At 65.0% G+C, this 17,037-nt stretch carries 15 protein-coding genes and 2 pseudogenes; 7 read left to right on the top strand and 10 right to left on the bottom strand.

Features of this window, described 5'->3' with window-relative positions; all coding sequences use genetic code 11:
• Nucleotides 1-121: 121 nt before the first annotated feature.
• Nucleotides 122-1,498 carry an MFS transporter gene (locus AC2W7L_RS08430; protein ID WP_486004087.1) on the bottom strand — a complete coding sequence of 459 codons (1,377 nt, stop codon included), beginning with the start codon at nt 1,496-1,498 and terminating at the stop codon, nt 122-124.
• 324 nt (nt 1,499-1,822) lie between these two features.
• Between AC2W7L_RS08430 and AC2W7L_RS08425 the strand changes: the two genes are divergently transcribed.
• Nucleotides 1,823-2,233 (top strand): universal stress protein, encoded by a 411-nt coding sequence (locus AC2W7L_RS08425; protein ID WP_486004086.1) that lies wholly within the window; start codon nt 1,823-1,825, stop codon nt 2,231-2,233.
• Nucleotides 2,234-2,353: 120 nt separating this feature from the next.
• On the opposite strand, the gene AC2W7L_RS08420 is transcribed toward AC2W7L_RS08425, so the two are convergent.
• The 4 genes and pseudogenes from AC2W7L_RS08420 to sucC all read right to left on the bottom strand — a co-directional run bounded on the left by AC2W7L_RS08420 (nt 2,354) and on the right by sucC (nt 6,729).
• Nucleotides 2,354-3,142 carry a 5'-nucleotidase, lipoprotein e(P4) family gene (locus AC2W7L_RS08420; protein ID WP_486004085.1) on the bottom strand — a complete coding sequence of 263 codons (789 nt, stop codon included), beginning with the start codon at nt 3,140-3,142 and terminating at the stop codon, nt 2,354-2,356.
• Nucleotides 3,143-3,253: 111 nt separating this feature from the next.
• Nucleotides 3,254-4,395, bottom strand: a pseudogene (locus AC2W7L_RS08415) (threonine aldolase family protein).
• A gap of 249 nt (nt 4,396-4,644) precedes the next feature.
• Complete coding sequence (sucD, locus tag AC2W7L_RS08410) at nt 4,645-5,541, bottom strand: succinate--CoA ligase subunit alpha (protein ID WP_486004084.1); 897 nt, start codon at nt 5,539-5,541, stop codon at nt 4,645-4,647.
• A gap of 18 nt (nt 5,542-5,559) precedes the next feature.
• Nucleotides 5,560-6,729, bottom strand: coding sequence for an ADP-forming succinate--CoA ligase subunit beta (sucC, locus tag AC2W7L_RS08405; protein ID WP_139908545.1), 1,170 nt, complete (start codon nt 6,727-6,729; stop codon nt 5,560-5,562).
• Nucleotides 6,730-6,926: 197 nt separating this feature from the next.
• Between sucC and AC2W7L_RS08400 the strand changes: the two genes are divergently transcribed.
• The 4 genes from AC2W7L_RS08400 to AC2W7L_RS08385 all read left to right on the top strand — a co-directional run bounded on the left by AC2W7L_RS08400 (nt 6,927) and on the right by AC2W7L_RS08385 (nt 10,270).
• Nucleotides 6,927-7,421, top strand: coding sequence for a MarR family winged helix-turn-helix transcriptional regulator (locus AC2W7L_RS08400; RefSeq protein ID WP_486004083.1), 495 nt, complete (start codon nt 6,927-6,929; stop codon nt 7,419-7,421).
• A gap of 55 nt (nt 7,422-7,476) precedes the next feature.
• Entirely contained in the window at nt 7,477-8,166 is a 690-nt protein-coding gene (locus AC2W7L_RS08395) for a GNAT family N-acetyltransferase (protein ID WP_486004082.1), read from the top strand.
• A gap of 139 nt (nt 8,167-8,305) precedes the next feature.
• Complete coding sequence (locus tag AC2W7L_RS08390; protein WP_486004081.1) at nt 8,306-9,016, top strand: hypothetical protein; 711 nt, start codon at nt 8,306-8,308, stop codon at nt 9,014-9,016.
• Between the two features lie 66 nt (nt 9,017-9,082).
• A complete protein-coding gene (locus AC2W7L_RS08385; protein WP_486004080.1) occupies nt 9,083-10,270 on the top strand; it encodes an FAD-dependent monooxygenase in 1,188 nt (395 codons plus the stop codon).
• 302 nt (nt 10,271-10,572) lie between these two features.
• On the opposite strand, the gene AC2W7L_RS08380 is transcribed toward AC2W7L_RS08385, so the two are convergent.
• The 5 genes and pseudogenes from AC2W7L_RS08380 to AC2W7L_RS08360 form a co-directional block, all read right to left on the bottom strand.
• Nucleotides 10,573-11,013, bottom strand: a complete 441-nt coding sequence (locus AC2W7L_RS08380; RefSeq protein WP_486004079.1) for a hypothetical protein — start codon at nt 11,011-11,013, stop codon at nt 10,573-10,575.
• Nucleotides 11,010-12,113: an adenosine deaminase gene (locus AC2W7L_RS08375; protein ID WP_486004139.1), complete on the bottom strand. Its 1,104-nt coding sequence runs from the start codon at nt 12,111-12,113 to the stop codon at nt 11,010-11,012. Before AC2W7L_RS08375 ends, AC2W7L_RS08380 begins: the two co-directional genes overlap by 4 nt.
• A 35-nt stretch (nt 12,114-12,148) precedes the next feature.
• Entirely contained in the window at nt 12,149-13,315 is a 1,167-nt protein-coding gene (locus tag AC2W7L_RS08370; protein WP_486004078.1) for a BMP family lipoprotein, read from the bottom strand.
• A 38-nt stretch (nt 13,316-13,353) separates the two neighbouring features.
• On the bottom strand, nt 13,354-14,526 hold the full coding sequence (locus tag AC2W7L_RS08365; RefSeq protein ID WP_486004077.1) for an amidohydrolase: 1,173 nt from the start codon (nt 14,524-14,526) through the stop codon (nt 13,354-13,356).
• A gap of 219 nt (nt 14,527-14,745) precedes the next feature.
• Nucleotides 14,746-15,854, bottom strand: a pseudogene (locus AC2W7L_RS08360) (mannose-1-phosphate guanylyltransferase).
• A gap of 345 nt (nt 15,855-16,199) precedes the next feature.
• Here AC2W7L_RS08360 and sdhC point away from each other — a divergent pair.
• Nucleotides 16,200-16,577, top strand: a complete 378-nt coding sequence (gene sdhC, locus AC2W7L_RS08355; RefSeq protein ID WP_092011973.1) for a succinate dehydrogenase, cytochrome b556 subunit — start codon at nt 16,200-16,202, stop codon at nt 16,575-16,577.
• Nucleotide 16,578: 1 nt separating this feature from the next.
• Nucleotides 16,579-17,028: a succinate dehydrogenase hydrophobic membrane anchor subunit gene (locus tag AC2W7L_RS08350; RefSeq protein WP_062243580.1), complete on the top strand. Its 450-nt coding sequence runs from the start codon at nt 16,579-16,581 to the stop codon at nt 17,026-17,028.
• Nucleotides 17,029-17,037: the final 9 nt, after the last annotated feature.

The following is a 17,037-nucleotide window of genomic DNA, read 5'->3' as shown; positions in this document are numbered from 1 at the left end:
TCTGGGGCACTCGTCATTCACGGCCGGGGCGAGCCGCCTCGGCGATGGGATCAACCGTCGGGGCGGGCCGGATCAGCGGTCGGGGTGGGCCGCCTCGGCGATGGGGTCGGCTGTCGACGAATCAGCTGCCGATGCGTTTGTACGCCGAGGAATCGGCGTTGTCGATCGTCGAGTGCTTGCGGTTGTCGTGCATGAACGCCACGGCGACGAAGCCGACGATCGCGATGACGACGACGTAGACGGCGAACCACGTGCCGATTCCCGCGTTGCTGAACCACAGGGCGACGTATTCGGCGGAGCCGCCGAACAGCGAGTTGCCGACCGCATAGGTGAAGCCGACGCCGATTCCGCGGATGTGGGCGGGAAACATCTCGGCCTTCACGATTCCGGAGATCGAGGTGTACATGCTGATGAACGCCATGGCGATGACGATGAGGATGCCGGCGGTGAGGACGGATTCGGCCCTGCCGATCATGCCCAGCAGCGGGATGGGAAGCGCGATCATGCCGATGACGAAGATGAGCATGTTGTTCTTACGGCCGATCTTGTCCGAGATCTTGCCGGCGATGGGCTGCATGACGACGAAGATGAGCAGGCAGATGGTCATGAGGTCGGCAATGGAGCCCTTGTCGAACTCCGCTTCGCCCGGTGTGCCTTCGTTCTGCAGCAGCAGGAACTTCTGCATGTACGTGGTGAAGACGTAGAACACGAGCGATCCGACGCTGGTGATGCCGAGGACGACGAAGAAGGCGCGCGGGTGACGCAGCACTTCGCGGAAGCTGCCGGAGTTCTCGTCCTTGCGGCTGTCCTCGGAGGTGGTCTCTTGAAGTCCGCGACGCAGCCACAGTGAGACGATCGCGGCGGCGGCGCCGATGGCGAAGGGCAGTCGCCACCATCCGGCTTCGATCTGCTCGGTGCCCAGAGTATGGGTCATGACGACGGCCAGCAGGCTGGCCAGCAGCTGACCGCCGATGAGGGTGACGTACTGGAACGAGGAGTAGAAGCCGCGTTTGCCCTCGGTGGCGACCTCGGACATGTAGGTAGCGGTGGCGCCGTATTCGCCGCCGACGGCCAGGCCCTGGATCATCCGCACGATGAGCAGCAGGATCGCGGCCCAGGAGCCGACAGTCGCGCTCGTGGGCAGCAGGGCCATCATCAGCGATCCGGCGCACATGAGCAGGATGGAGATGAGCATCGAGTTCTTGCGCCCGAGGCGGTCGGCGGCGCGGCCGAAGATGTATCCGCCGATGGGGCGCATGAGGAAGCCGACGAAGAAGACTCCGGCGGCCTGCATCAGGGCCAGCGTCTGGTTGTCGGCGACGAAGAACTGGTCAGCGAAGTAGACGCTGAAGAAGGCGTAGATGTAGAAGTCGAACCATTCGACGAGGTTGCCCGACGAGGCGGCCATGATGGCTTTGACCGTCTGCCATTCCGACTTCTTCTGCGTTGGGGTCTCACCGGTCTTCGCCTGGTCGAGATGCGTGTTCTGATCTGTCAATGCTTCTACTTTCTCACTCGTACGCGGCGCCCGGAGCGCCCAGGTCACCTTACTGCCGTGTCAACGCAACTGACGATTCGGTCAGTAATTGAGATCTGCTCTCGGATGCCCGCTTTCGCGCGTATTCGGCGCGGATGCAGTGTGGATTCGGCGGGGATTCAGTGCAGCAGCGCTCGATGACGAAAAGGCCTGTTCCGGCCGGTGAGAAAGATCTCAGTCGAGTTCACCGATTCCGTCCTCGCAGAGTGAACTGCCGCCCGTCCGAACAGGGCGGATATGCTACTAATTGAGAGAGCTTCGTCCAATGTCGCACCAGGAGAGATCATGACAATTCTCGTCGGTTATTCCCCCTCGCCCGAAGGCAAGGCCGCTGTCGAATTCGGCATCGAGCAGGCCCGCGCATTCGACGACGTCCTCGTCGTCCTCAATGCCGGAATCGGCGAGACTCCCGACGAGCGCGGCGTGGCCACCAGCAAGGACATCGAGGAGCTCAAGGAGACGCTGAAGTCCTCCGAGGTCTCCCATGAGATCCTTCAGTTCCTCCGCGGCAATGATCCCGTCGAAGAGCTCCTGGCTCTCGCCGAGGCGACCGCCGACACCCGCATGATCGTCATCGGATCACGCCGCCGCTCCCCCGTCGGCAAGCTCATCATGGGTTCGACGGCCCAGCGCATCATCCTCGACTCCGAGGTTCCCGTCGTTTCCGTCAAGGTCGACCGGCGCAAGAAGAAGTAGTCGCGCGCCGGTTCGCTGGAACGAGAATGCCCCGCACTGTCGTCAGTGCGGGGCAATTTCAATGGGATCGCTGCTTGGGTCGGCGTTCAGCCGGGCCCGCAGTCGGTCCGCCGACCGACTTCAGTCATCAGCACGAACCGGTGCGTCCCATGCGTCCAGGTCGGATTCGCTCCAGTCGCCGTAGGTCGGATTGGGTAGGACGATCCATTCGGTGCCGAACTTCGCACGGTTCTTCTCCACCAGTTTCCTCTGCTCGTCGACGGACGCATCCGCGAATGCGCCATCGAAATCGTGCAGGGTGTCACCGAGCTGCATGAGCAGGGTGTGGTTCGCCTCGACCTTCGCACGCCGTTCATCCTTCGGCGGGCCAAGCAGCATCACGTGTTCGTCATCGGCCTGGGGCAGGCCCAACTTGGCAATGGCTTCGACATTCTTCGCCCGATTCTCTTCCGTCCGGTCCGAGACGTAGTAGATGTCGACTCCGAGCTGGTCGGCATGTTCGAAGAATTCCAACGCACCGGGGATCATTGTCGGCTCCCCGTTCTCCTCCCAGTCGTCCCAGGTGTCCCAGCCGCTGAAGTCATGGCACTTGGCGATATCACGGGCCAGAAGCTTAGAATTGTCGATGGCAGTCTCGTCGAGGTCGGTCATGATAGCCAGATCTTCCCCGTCCGGGGCCTTGGAAACGGCCTTGTCGAGCTGACGCGTAGCCATCTCATAGGTCTGTCCCTGCAGTGCCATCGCCTCAGCGCTCTGCTGCTGCCACTTCACACCCATGGTGTAGGCCGAGACGTCGCAGTCATCCGCCGTTTCGTCGCCCGATACCGGACCCGAATTGAGGATGTATCCGATCACCCCGACGATGAGCACGAGCAGAATCGTCAGGGCAGGAACGAGGGCTTTCTTCATTCATCTTCTTTCTTCAGTGTTCTTTTCTGCGGACAATTGTCAGTTCAGGCAGGTATCAGCCGTCGTGGCTGGCACGGCCGCTCGACGGTTCCGCAGCCAGGGAGCGTAGGATCAGTCCCCTGCGATGGCGGCGACGAGTGCGTCGACGTCCTCTCGTGTCGTGTCGAAGGCGCACATGAGGCGGACGATGTCCTTCTCCAGCGGCCAATCCGCGAAGGCGAACTTCTGCCGGGCGCGGGCGGCCACCTCGGCGGGCATACGGACGAAGACGACGTTCGACTCGACCTTCTGCACGATCTCGACTCCGGGGACTCGGCCGCTGTCGACCACCTCGGCGAGCTTGTCGGCGAGGTACCGGGCCATCCCATTGGACCGGTTGGCCGAATTCCTCCACAGGCCGCCTTCGTAGAGGGCATTGAGCTGAGCGGAGAGGAAGCGCATCTTCGAGGCCAGCTGCAGGTTCATCTTGCGCAGGAAGCGCATGCCGTGGCCGATGCCGGGGTTGAGGACGACGACGGCCTCCGCGCCGAGCAGCCCGTTCTTCGTCCCGCCCAGGCTGATGATGTCGACGCCGACCGCGGTCGTGATGTCGCCGAGTCCGACGCCGAGGTGGGCGGCGGCGTTGCCCAACCGGGAGCCGTCGACGTGGACGATCATGTCGAGCTCATGAGCGGTGGCAGCGATCGCGGCGATCTCGTCCGGGGTGTAGGTCGTGCCCCATTCGGTGGACTGGGAGATGCTCACGGCCAGCGGCTGCGCATTGTGTTCGTGGCCGCGGCCGATGATCGCGCCCTTGATGGTCTCGGGGGTGAGTTTGCCATTCTCGGTCGCGGCGCCGACGATCTTGAGTCCGCCGACCTTCTCCGGGGCGCCGGTCTCATCGTAGTTGATATGCGCCGAGGCGGCCGTGATCACCGCCGCCCACCGCGGCAGTGCCGACTGCAGGGCCAGCACGTTGGCGCCGGTGCCGTTGAAGACGGGGAACGCCTGGGCTTCGGGTCCGAATGGTGGGCCATGATCTCGCGGAAACGCTGCGTCCACGGATCTCCGCCGTAGCCGGGAGTGTGGCCGACGTTGGCCTCGTCGATGGCGGCGATGACTTCGGGGTGGACTCCGGCCCAGTTGTCGGAGCCGAAGTTGCGCGGGTGCGCGTCGGGGCTGGTGTCGACTGGCGGCGCGGGGGTGCCGGTGTTGGGGAGGGTGTCCGCGGGGTTCGTCGACTGCGCCGTCTGATCAGATGTCTGGGAGTTCACGATCTCAGACTAGTACGTGGACCGCGACGCGTGCAGTGCGGTCCGTAACCCTCCGCAGACAGGAACTGCTTCAAAAGGCATCCGCCGTGAATTTGCGCAGTGCGCCCACACTTCGAAGCAGTTGCAGCACCCAGGCGCGGACCCAAGCGACCGAAACGCACTGCGGCCCGCCTCCGAGTGTGGAGGCGGGCCGCGGTCTGGTTCGGATGAGTGCCGGTCAGGCGCTCACCCGATGCGGGAGTGCTCGACTCAGCCGAGGAGTCCGCGCATGAGCTCAGCGGTCTCGGTCGGGGTCTTGCCGACCTTGACACCTGCAGCTTCGAGGGCTTCCTTCTTGGCCTGAGCGGTTCCCGAGGAGCCGGAGACGATGGCGCCGGCGTGGCCCATTGTCTTGCCCTCGGGAGCGGTGAAGCCTGCGACGTAGCCGACGACCGGCTTCGTCACGTTCTCCTTGATGAAGGCGGCTGCGCGCTCTTCGGCGTCTCCGCCGATCTCGCCGATCATGACGATGGCTTCGGTCTCCGGGTCGGCCTCGAATGCTTCGAGCGCATCGATGTGCGTGGTGCCAATGACCGGGTCTCCGCCGATGCCGATGGCGGTCGAGAAGCCGAGGTCACGCAGTTCGTACATCATCTGGTAGGTCAGGGTGCCGGACTTCGAGACGAGGCCCAGCTTGCCCTTCTTCGTGATGTCGGCCGGGATGATGCCGGCCAGCGACTCACCGGGGGTGATGATGCCCGGGCAGTTGGGTCCGATGATGCGGGTGGCGTTTCCGGCCGCCTGCGCACGGGCCCAGACCTCTGCCGAGTCCTGCACCGGGATGCCCTCGGTGATGATGACGAGCAGACCGATCTTGGCGTCGATGGCCTCGATCGCGGCGTCCTTGGAGAATGCCGGCGGCACGAAGGCCACGGACACGTCGGCACCGGTGGCTTCCATCGCCTCGGCGACGGACCCGAAGACAGGGAGTTCGACCTCGTTGCCGGCCTGGTCGTTGTGCTTCACAGTGGTGCCGGCCTTGCGGGCATTGACACCGCCGACGACGTTCGATCCGGCGGCGAGCATGCGGGCGGTGTGCTTCGAGCCCTCTCCGCCGGTGATGCCCTGGACGATGATCTTCGAATCGGAATTCAGGAAGATAGACATTGTTGTAAAGACCTTTCCTTACTTGGCAGCAGCCAGTTCGGCGGCCTTGTCGGCTCCACCGTCCATCGTGTCAGTGAGCGTGACGAGCGGGTGCGCGGCCTTCTGGAGGATGGCGCGTCCCTCTTCCACGTTGTTGCCGTCGAGGCGGACGACGAGCGGCTTGGTGGCCTGGTCGCCGAGGATCTCGAGGGCCTTGACGATGCCGTCGGCCACGGCGTCACAGGCGGTGATTCCGCCGAAGACGTTGACGAAGACGGACTTCACCTGATCATCGCCGAGGATGACGTCGAGTCCGTTGGCCATGACCTCAGCCGAGGCGCCGCCTCCGATGTCGAGGAAGTTCGCGGGCTTGACGCCGTTGTGGTTCTCACCTGCGTAGGCGACGACGTCTAGGGTCGACATGACCAGTCCTGCGCCGTTGCCGATGATTCCGACCTCACCGTCGAGCTTGACGTAGTTGAGGTCGAGCTTCTTGGCCTTGAGCTCCAGCGGGTTCTCTGCGCTGATGTCGCGCAGCTCCTCGTGCTCCTTCTGGCGGAAGTCGGCGTTGTCGTCGAGCGAGACCTTGCCGTCGAGGGCGATGATGTCACCGGCACCGGTCTTGACCAGGGGGTTGACCTCGACCAGGGTGGCGTCTTCCTTCTCGAAGACGGTCCACAGGCTGGTCAGAACGGGGGCGACCTTCGCGGCGGTGTCGGCATCGAAGCCGGCCGCCTCGGCGATCTCTGCTGCCTTGGCATCGTTGATGCCGTCGATAGCGGAGACGGGGATCTTGGCGAGCGCTTCCGGACGTTCCACGGCCAGCTGCTCGATCTCCATGCCGCCTTCCTTCGAGCACATGGCCAGATAGGTGCGGTTGGACCGATCGAGGAGGACGGAGAAGTAGTACTCCTCGGCAATGTCGGCACCCTCGGCGATCATCACCTTTTCGGTGATGTGGCCCTTGATGTCGAGTCCCAGGATGTCCTTGGCGCGAGCCTCGGCCTCATCGGGGTTCTTGGCGACCTTGACGCCGCCGGCCTTTCCACGGCCGCCGATCTTGACCTGCGACTTGACGACGACGACACCGCCGCCAAGGTCTTCGGCTGCCTTCTTCGCTGCTTCTGGCGTCGTCGCGACCTGGGCCTTGAGCACGGGCACTCCGTGCTTCTCGAACAGGTCACGTGCTTGATACTCGAAAAGATCCACGTGTTTTCCTTCGTTTCTGCTGCCGGGTGGTTGGCCCCTGCAGGTTCGTTGACGGATGCAACAACCAAGGACAACCATATTCCCAAACGCACCCGTCCATCCAACCTTGCAGGTTAAATGGACCCTGAGCGTAAGGAATCTCTCGTCAAAAAGTATCTTTGCGCTCAAGATTCTTGATATGGACGTAAAATCGATTCATGGACGAAGTGGATCGAATAGTCGCAGCCTGGCGACGTGAGCGTCCGGATCTCGACGTCTCCCCGATGGAGATCCTCTCCCGAGTCTCGCGGCTGGCCAGGCAGTTGGACTTGGCACGGAAGTCGAGCTTCTCCGATTACGGCATCGAGGGGTGGGCCTTCGATGTGCTCTCCGCCCTCCGCCGAGCCGGCGAGCCCTATCAGCTCTCCCCCTCGACACTGTTGCAGGAGACACTGGTCACGAGCGGCACCATGACCAATCGCATCGACCGACTCGTCGCTCGCGGGTGGGTCGATCGCCGTCCCGATCCCGGTGATCGACGCGGGGTGCTCGTCCAGCTCAGCGACAGCGGCCGCGCCACGGTCGACTCCGCCCTGGCGGATCTGCTCGTGAAGGAGCGGGAGATCCTCAGCGGCCTCACCCCCGCCGGCAGCCGCAAATTGGCCGCACTGCTGCGGGAGCTGTCCACCGGTTTCGACGGCGGCGAGGACTGAACCGGTCTCCTGTCACATCTGCCCCACCACGAACCCCGACGACGAGGACTCAGCCATGCACGACGACCTCAGGAATTTCCAGGGCGCACAGCCGCCTCGGCGAGAGACGATCCATGGTCGGTATGTCGACCTCGAACCGCTCGATGCGGCCGATCACGGCGATAGCCTCTTCGCCGCGGTGTCGACCGCAGAGGGGATCGACGATCGGTTCCGATACCTGCCCCAGACGCCGCAGACCGAACGCGGGGATTTCGATTCCTGGATCGCCGAGGCGGCCGACTCCTCCGATCCCCTCTTCTTCGCCGTCGTGGACCGATCCAACGGTCGGGCCGAGGGCCGGCAGGCGCTGATGCGCATCGATGCGGCCAACGGCGTCATGGAGATCGGGCACATCCTCTGGGGCCCGGCACTGTCGCGGACTCGGGCGGCCACCGAGGCGCTGTACCTCTGCGCCGATCTCGCCTTCTCCTCCGGTTTCCGTCGGTTCGAGTGGAAATGCGATGACGCGAATGCTCCGTCGAAGAAGGCCGCCGAACGCTTCGGTTTCACCTTCGAAGGGGTCTTCCGTCAGCACCTCGTGTACAAGGGCCGCAACCGCGACACCGCATGGTTCTCGATCATCGACGGCGAATGGCCGGCGCTGCGCTCTGCCTACGAAGCGTGGCTTGACGAAGCGAACTTCGATGCCTCGGGAACTCAGCTCAAGGGACTGCGCGAACTCATCGCCGAGGTTCGTCAGCGTTGAGACCTTGGGCTGGGTCCCAAACTGAGCGCCCGCGCCCGCCGCTTTCGCCGCCCCGCCGCGCGTCCACCCGGGCTCGGACCATCCCGCGCATTAGGCTGGACGCGATACCACCTGGACGCTGATGACACCACGAGGAACCATGCGACTTCGCCCCCTTGCCCTGCTGTCTGCCGCTGCGATTGCTGCCACGACGACGGCCTGCGTGTCGACCCCCGAAGAGACCCGCCCGCAGCCGCGCCCCTCGGTGAGCAAGGAAGAGGTCACCCCGATCGAGACGCCCGACGATGCGCCGAAAGTGTCCGTCGTCGATTCCTCCCCCGGCGGCGCGAAGGACACCGACCCGCTGTGGCAGGGCCTCGCCGAGGCGGCCGAGAAGAAGACCGAGGCCTACCTCAAGGTCTACGTGCACACCGGCAATCCCGAGGTTCCCGAGTCCGGAGAGACGACCGTGACCGCCGACAGTCCGGACAGCGTCAGTGTCACCGTCGATGCGAAGAACGTCGATGACGGTGCCTCCCCGTTCCTGCTCATCCACGGCACCTTCGACGTCGAGGAGATCGGCAACTCGGCGTACACACTCAAGACCGTCGACGACGCAGACATCCCCGAGCTCGACCCGAAGGGCCCGAACGACGAGAAGCGCTGCACCGCCGATGACGCTCAGGACCGCATCGCCCTGGCCGCCGACGACCTCGCCGAGGATCCCGGCCGCCGCGAAGAGTTCCGCCAGCAGTGGGGCGGTTCGCCGCGCGTGTGGTGGGGCATCCAGAAGACCGCCATCAGCCTCGGCGAAGAGGGCGGAGTCGCCGGCGACTTCCTCACCGAAGCCTGCGGAGAGTTCCTCCAGTAGTCACTCCGTTCCGCTTCGCGCCCGCCGCCTCTCGCCAGTCGACGCCCTGCGTGCGACGATGACTCTATGAAGATCGCCGTCATCGGAGCTGGAATCGGCGGACTCTCGGTGGCCGTGGGCCTGCAGAGAGCGGGCGCCGAGGTGACCGTGTTCGAACGCGCATCCGAGGTCAGAGCCGGTGGTTCAGGTCTGTCGATCTTCGCCAACGGTCTAGCCGCTCTGGAGACCCTGGGTCTGAGCGAGGCGTTCGATGCCGTGACCGACGCCGGTGTCGAAGGTTTCGCCGCAGGTCAGCGGCTCGCCGACGGGCGCTGGATCGCTCAAGTGCCCAACGATGCGGTCGGTGCCCTGCGCATCGTCGACCGTGCCGATCTCCACCGCATACTCCTCGACGCTCTGACCCCGGGGACGGTGCACACCGACTCCGAGGCGACCGTGACCGGCACCGACGGGACGCTGACCGTCGAAGAACCCGGGTCCGCCGGTTCCGCAGTATCCGAGCACTTCGACCTCATCATCGGCTCCGACGGTCTGCACAGCCGAACCCGCACCGTCGTCGAAGGAGAGACGATCGCACCGCGGTACTCCGGGTATTCCGCGTGGCGGGGCATCACCTCGGTGCCGGTGGATCTGTCCGGTGAAGCCGGGGAATCGGTCGGACACGGGCGCCGCTTCGGCATCGCCCCGTTGGCCGACGGCCGCGTCTACTGGTTCGCGGTGGCGAATATGCCGCAGGACGCGGTCTTCGCCGACGAGAAGGCCACCGTCGAGCAGATGTTCACGGGCTGGCACTCCCCCATCGCCGATCTCATCGCCGCCACCCCCGCCGAGGAGGTCCGCCGCACCGCGATCTCCGACCTCTCCCGCCGGTTGGCCAGGTTCCATCGTGACCGTGTCGTGCTCATCGGCGATGCCGCTCATGCGATGACGCCGAACCTCGGTCAGGGTGGAGGGCAGGCCCTCGAGGACGCGGCGACGCTCACCGTCCTGCTCGCTCCGCTGCTCGCGCGCGGTCGTGCAGGAAACAGTGCGGAGGACCGTGCCGAGCTCGAGGCGGCGCTGCAGCGCTATGAGTCACTGCGTCGGCCACGGACGCAGTCGATCGCGCAGAAGTCCCGCCTCATGGGGCAGGTGCTCCAGCTCGAATCGCCGCTGTTGGCAGGGTTGCGCAACGCCGTCATCTCAGCCGTACCGTCGAGACTCATCGCCTCGCAGGCCGCGAGCGTCCAGAAATGGTCGCCGCCGCCCTTGTGAGGCTGCCGGCCGGCAGCCGCTGGCGCGCTGCGGACGGCGCTGTCGGTCGGAATCCGCCCAGCCAGCACCGCTGACAAGAATTAAGTGTGCGCAGATTGCCATTCTGACGCTGTCTTTGGGCAATCTTGGCACACTTAACGGATTCGCCCACCGGTGGTGGGTGGTTGCAATGGCTCGAATTCGAAAGAACGCAGGTCGCCATCGGATACCCAGCGCAGAATTCAGGTCGGTATCGGATACTTCTCTCGCTCGAAAGTATCCGATAACGACCTACATCCGGACGAGGACCCGCTTAAACCCGCTCAGTCGGTCAGGGCGCGGTTGTAGGCCTCGACGACGGCGGGCAGGAAGAAGCCCAAGAGCACGGCGATGGCGGTGACCAGGCAGGCGAGCCCCAGCCACAGGGACCCCGCGATGACGCTGAAGGCGAAGACGATGACGAGCAGCTCGAAGGCGATCGCCGCCGGACGCGCCCACCTGTGCAGACGCCAGGCGCCGCGGGCCGCGGCACCGACACCGGCTGCGAAGATGAAGAACATGACGGCCAGGCCGATCAGCGAGGTCGCCAACGGTCCGGCGGTGACCGCCGTGATGATGAACGACACCGCCGACCCGACCAGGGCCAACGCCTGAATGCCGAGGACCGTCACAGGCAGCAGCATCGCCCGCGGTGTGGGAACGCCGTGTCCCTCAGGCTCCGGTGAAGCGCCGGTGCCTGCGGCCCGGTCATTGCGTGCGGTCAAATGGTCACCCGGGCGAATCCGGGGATGAGGATCTCGTCGAGCATGCGCTCACGCACATCCAGCGGCATGAAGGCTGCGGTGATGGCGTTGACCGTCGCCCATTCGAGGTCGGTCTGGTTCCAGCCGGCCTCGTCGACGAGCAGGCGCATCTCACGCGACACGGATGTGCCGGACATCAGCCGGTTGTCCGGGTTGATGGTGACCGCAAAGCCGAGGTCTTTCAGTCCCGTGATCGGGTGGCTGGCGATGGTGCCGCCGATGTCGGTCTGCAGGTTCGAGCTCGGGCACAGTTCCAGCGGAATCTGCTGGTCGAGGACCCAGGCGGCGAGGCTGCCGAGCTGACCCTGACCGTCGACGATGTCCATGTCCTCGACGATGCGAGCGCCGTGGCCCAGACGCTGGGCGTGGCAGATGGTGACCGCCTCGTGGATGGATTCTTTGCCGGCGGCCTCTCCGGCATGGATCGTCACCGGCACATACGCCTGGTGCAGGGCGTTGAAGGCGGAGAGATGCGCGGACGGCGGGAATCCGTTCTCGGGTCCGGCGATGTCGAAGCCGACGATACCGGAGTCCGCACCCTTCTCACGATGGCGGATGGCCAATTCGGCGATCGCCAGCGAGTTGTCGGCCTGACGCATGGCCGTGATGAGCTGTCCGACGCGGATGTACCTGCCGTCGGCCGCGGCCTCGGAGACACCTTCTTCGAGACCGGCCTGGACGGCTTCGACCACGGCGTCGAGCTCGAGTCCGCCCTCGAGGTGCTGTTCGGGAGCCCACCGAGCCTCGGCGTAGAAGACTCCGTCGGCCACCTGGTCGAGGACCCATTCCTTGGCCACACGGCGCAGGTTGTCCTCACTCTGCATGACCGCCACGGTGTGCGAGAACGTCTCGAGGTAGCGGACCAGATCACCGGAATTCGCGGACTCCGAAAACCATCTGCGCAGCGATTCTGCATCGGAGGCGGGCAGGGTGTGACCGATCGAGTCGGCCAGTTCGATCATCGTCGACGGGCGCAGACCGCCGTCGAGGTGATCATGGAGGGAGACTTTGGGCAGCTGCAGGATGGGGTCGTCCGATGCGACGCCGGCGGGTACATTCATCACCGTCTCAGCTTATCCGATGACGACTGAGCCCCTCATCCTTTCTCCGGGTCGATCTCCCCGCTCTTGATCCGCTCCCTGAGGTCCGTGATCCCGCGACCGGCATCGGAGACGCGGGAGAGGAATCCGTCCTCGGCGACGATGCGCACTCCACCGTTGTCGAGGGTGCCCCAGTAGTGGCGGTCGGCGATGCGGAAGCCGCCGATCTCCTCGGGCCCGGTCTTCGGCGCAGGGGCGACCTCGTCGGGGTTCTTGCTCTGCGGCCAATCGGGGAACATCGTGCGCAGTCCACGGCGCACGTTCGGTTCCACGCTGGCCACGATCGTCTTGGAGAATCCGCCCGCTGTTCCGTACCACACGATCTTCGGCAGGCTCGGTCCTTCGTCGTCGCCCTCGGGTGCCTCCGTGGCCGTGGTCAGGTTCATCCGCTTCTCCTCCGCCGAGGTGACCACCCCCATCGCGGCCGCCGACCCGAAGGGAACGAGCACGTCGACGTCGACGTCGAAGGACCGTTCGAAGTACTCCTTCCCCGCTTTGCGGGTGTCGTCGATCGTCCGAGGCGAACCGCTCGCCGAGGCGGCCCCACCCGAGGAGGGACGGTAGGACTCCGCCTTCGGCAGGTCCTCGTCCTTCTCCTTGTTGTAGAGGTCGACGCCGGCGTCGAAGGCATTTAGAATGCGTTCGGACTGCGGGAACCCGTGGGAGACGACGACGCCGACCTTCCCTGTCTCGGAGGCAGTGGCCGCGGTGTAGCCGGCGATGAACGCCGGCGGGACGAGGTCGAAATCCATGCTCAGCACGTTCTTCGGCAGGTCGTCTGTGCCGCTGGAGACTCCGAGGAACAGGTCGTCGGGGTGCGCGGCGGCGAAGTCCGCGAGTTCGTCTGCTCCGCCGGGCCCGATGACCGTGGTCAGTGCACAGTCTTGTCGGTTCATCCGATCCAGTGCCCCCGAGGTGGCCGACCCACTCGAGACGCGTTGACTCGAGGTGCCCGAGAAGACCCCGGCGCCACGGGCCAGTTCCGTCTCCTCGAGGGTGAGAGCACCGGCGGAGTGATCGTCGAAGCCGGCCGGTGCCGAGACGAGGCAGCCCAGTCGCTCCTCTTCGAGGGCTTCGGGAGCAGAGACGGAGCAGCCGGTCAGCACCAGGGTGCCCACCGCGGCTAAGGCAGCAATGGAGGTGCTGTGGGCTGCGTGGCTCATGGCATCCAGATTATCGGCCCGGCACCCCGGCCGGGTAATCAGCGGTCCCGGTCGAGGACCTTGAGCGCGGTGGCTGTGAATACGCGGGCGGCGATCTCCACGGCTCGCTCATCGATGAGCAGATCACCCTGGTGGATGTCGTAGGTGATGCCGCCGGGCGTGCGGGTGCCCAGACGGATGAGCGCTCCCGGGCAGTGGGTGAGGTACCAGGCGAAGTCCTCACCACCCATCGACTGCGGGGTCAGCTGCACGGAGTTCTCACCGAGTTCCCCGCGGACCGCCGATTCGATGAGGCTGACTTGGTCTTCGGTGTTGACCACCGGAGGGACGCCTCGGCGATGTTCGAGGTCGACCTCGACCCCGTAGGGTCCGGCGATGCGATCGACGAGCTCGGGCAGCACCTCAGCGACCTGATTCCACCCGTCGACGTCGAGGCAGCGCAGGGTTCCGCGCAGGATCCCCTCGCTGGGGACGACGTTCGCGGCGTGACCGGCGCTGATCTCACCCCACACCAGCGAGATCGCGTGGCGCGGATCGATGAGGCGACCGAGAGTCGAGGGCAGGTCGGTGGCGAGTTTGCCGAGCGCGTAGACGAGGTCCTCGGTCAGGTGCGGGCGTGAGGTGTGGCCGCCGTGACCGGAGAGGCGGATGATCACGGTGTCGCCGGCTGCGGTGATGGCGCCGATGCGCGATCCGACCTTCCCGATGTCGACGTTCGGGTCGCAGTGGACGGCGTAGACCTCGGGCACGTCGTCGAGGACGCCCTGGGAGATCACGCGCAGCGCCCCACCGGGGGTGACTTCCTCGCCGGGCTGGAAGATCAGACGCACGCGTCCGCCGAGTCCGCCGGGGCGGGTCTCGTGGATCTTCTGCAGGGCGATGCCGGCACCGATGAGTGAGGTCAGGTGGACGTCGTGGCCGCAGGCATGGGCGACGCCGGGAACGGTGGAACGGAATTCCTCATCGATGAGGTCGTCGACGGGCAGGGCGTCGATATCGGCCCGCAGCCCCACGGCCACTGGGCCTTCGCCGACGTCGCAGACGACTCCGGTGCCGTCGAGGCGCTTCGGCGTGAGTCCGGCGGCCTCGAGTCGGGCGACGATCTTGTCGGTGGTCGCGAACTCCTGGAAGGACAGTTCCGGATAGGCATGGATGTCGCGGCGGAAATCGATGAGTTCAGCACCGATCTCAGCGATTGTCGAGCTGATCACGTCGGGTCCTTCAGTGCGGGGAGGTCGGGGATGGGCGATGTCGAACATTTCAAGCAATGCTAGGCACTCGATGTCATAAATGTGCCCATTGCGACCAATTTCGACATACTTCGCGCTTCGATCCCCCGAACGCCGGGGCGGCGGACCGAAGCCGAGACACCCCGCCCCGAGACGGCCGGCCGGAGCGAAGACCCCTCACACCAGGAGCGGCCCCGCGGCTCAGAGCAGTTCGTCGAGTCCGCGCTCACCGGCGACGGACACGGCCTTCTTCACATCCTGAGCGTGTGAGCGCGAGGTGATGAGCAGAACGTCGTCGGTGTCGACGACGACGAGGTCTTCGAGTCCGACGATCGCCACCGTCCGCGGGCCTTCGGAGAAGACGACCCCCGAGGCATCGACTTCGAGGAGATCGGTGTTCCCGCCGATCGAGATCACTCCCCGCGGCTCCCCCGGCACCGGCTGGCGCAGTCGGGCCACCGAGTCGAAGTCGCCGACGTCGTCCCAGCCGAAGTCACCGGGGATGACGATGACCCGACCGGCCGCGGCTGCGGGCTCGGCCACCACATAGTCGATGGCCCGCTTCTCCAGTCCGGGCCATACGGCGGGCAGGACCTCGTCGTGGTCGGGGGTGTCCCAGGCCTCAGCGATCCGGGCCAGTCCGGAGTAGAGGGCGGGGTCCTCCTCGGCGAGGATGTCGAGAAGGGATGAAGCCTTGGCGATGAACATACCTGCGTTCCAGCGGTAGCGGCCGGAGTTCACATACTGACGAGCCGTGCTCGCCTCCGGCTTCTCTGCGAAGGCCAACGCACGCCTGGCCGTGGGCGCCCGTCGAGGCCGAGCAGGTCGCCGGTCTCGATATAGCCGTAGGCGGTGGCGGGATTGCGCGGCATGATGCCGATCGTGACGATGTCCCCGGTCTCCGCGGCCGCGACGGCCTGGTCGATGACGAGGCGGAATTCGTCGACATTCGTGATCGAATGGTCCGCGGAGAACGATCCGACGATGGCCTCGGGATCCTCGCGGGCGATGAGCATGGCGGCCAGTCCGATGGCCGCCGCGGAATCCTTCGGGGAGGGTTCGGTGATGATCTGGCCGCGGGCGATATGCGGCAGCTGTCCGGCGACCTGATCGAAGTGGCTCTCACCGGTGACCACCCAGACCCTGTCTTCGCCGACGATCGGCGCGACCCGGTCCCAGGTGGCCTGGATGAGGCTGCGGCCGAGGCCGAGGACATCGTGGAGGAACTTCGGCGTCGCCCGGCGAGACAGCGGCCACAGGCGCGTTCCGGATCCGCCGGCGGGGATGATGGCGTGGAAGTGCGTGTTCACGATTTCAGTGTCTCAGAGTTCGGGCATGCCTTCACCGAGGTTGCCCGCCGTGTCGGATGAGCCGATCCTTAGGGCTCCGGTGGGGAGATCCCCACCTCAGGGCCGCCTCGGTGATGGTCTGCCCTTGTTCCGGGGCCGTCCAGGTCAGGACGGTAGCGAAACAATTTAGCGCATACGATTGTGATGTAAATGAAATTCCGTGAGACGCGAAATCCCAGTTTTGAGGGAATTGCCAGGGTTGTCGTGTGATCCGGGACGCTCAGCCGTGTCTCGACTGGCACGGAAGCGGTCTTCGGCGTAGTTTCTAGACGTACACACCCGAATATTCAAGATGGAGGATGCTCCGTGGCCAAAGCGTCTACGGGCACTCTGTACCGAGGAAACGAAGGAATGTGGTCCTGGGTCGCGCATCGCGTCACAGGCGTCGGAATCTTCTTCTTCCTTCTGGTCCACGTGCTCGATACTGCCCTCGTCCGCGTCTCGCCCGAGGCCTATAACGCAGTGATCGGAACCTACAAGACACCGGTCATGGCATTCGGTGAGATCGCGCTCGTCGCCGCAATCGCATTCCATGCGTTCAACGGTCTGCGCGTCATTCTCGTCGATTTCTCGAAGAGTGGCCCGAAAAATCAGAAGAAGCTGTTCTGGGGAGTCATGATCGTGTGGCTCATCATCATGATCGCCTTCATTCCCCGCCAGCTGATGCACACCTTCGGAGGCTGACATGAGCACAACATCCATTCCGGCTCCGCGGACCGGCTACTCCCGGCACAAGTCGACGCGTTCGAAGTTCGAGATGTTCGCATGGCTGTTCATGCGCATCTCCGGCGTCGTGCTCGTCATCCTCATCTTCGGCCACCTGTTCGTGAACCTGTGGGCCGGCGACGGCGTCCAGGCCATCGACTTCGGCTTCGTCGCAGGCAAGTGGGCCAGCCCGTTCTGGCAGATCTGGGATCTGCTCATGCTGTGGCTGGCGATGCTGCACGGCACCAACGGTCTGCGCACCATCATCATGGACTACTCAGAGAAGCCCGGCACACGCATGGCTCTGCAGGTGATCCTCTACATCGCCTCGGTCATCGTCATCGTGCTCGGCACGCTCGTCATCTTCACGTTCGATCCCTGCCCGGCCGGAGCGGACCCCTCGGTCCTGGCTGAGTTCTGCAAGGCCTAAAGGAGAAAC

Source organism: Brevibacterium sp. LAARM3_SD1, from assembly GCF_057364765.1.
The sequence above is the reverse complement of the archived record's forward strand: the minus strand, read 5'-3'. Positions and strand labels throughout refer to the sequence as shown.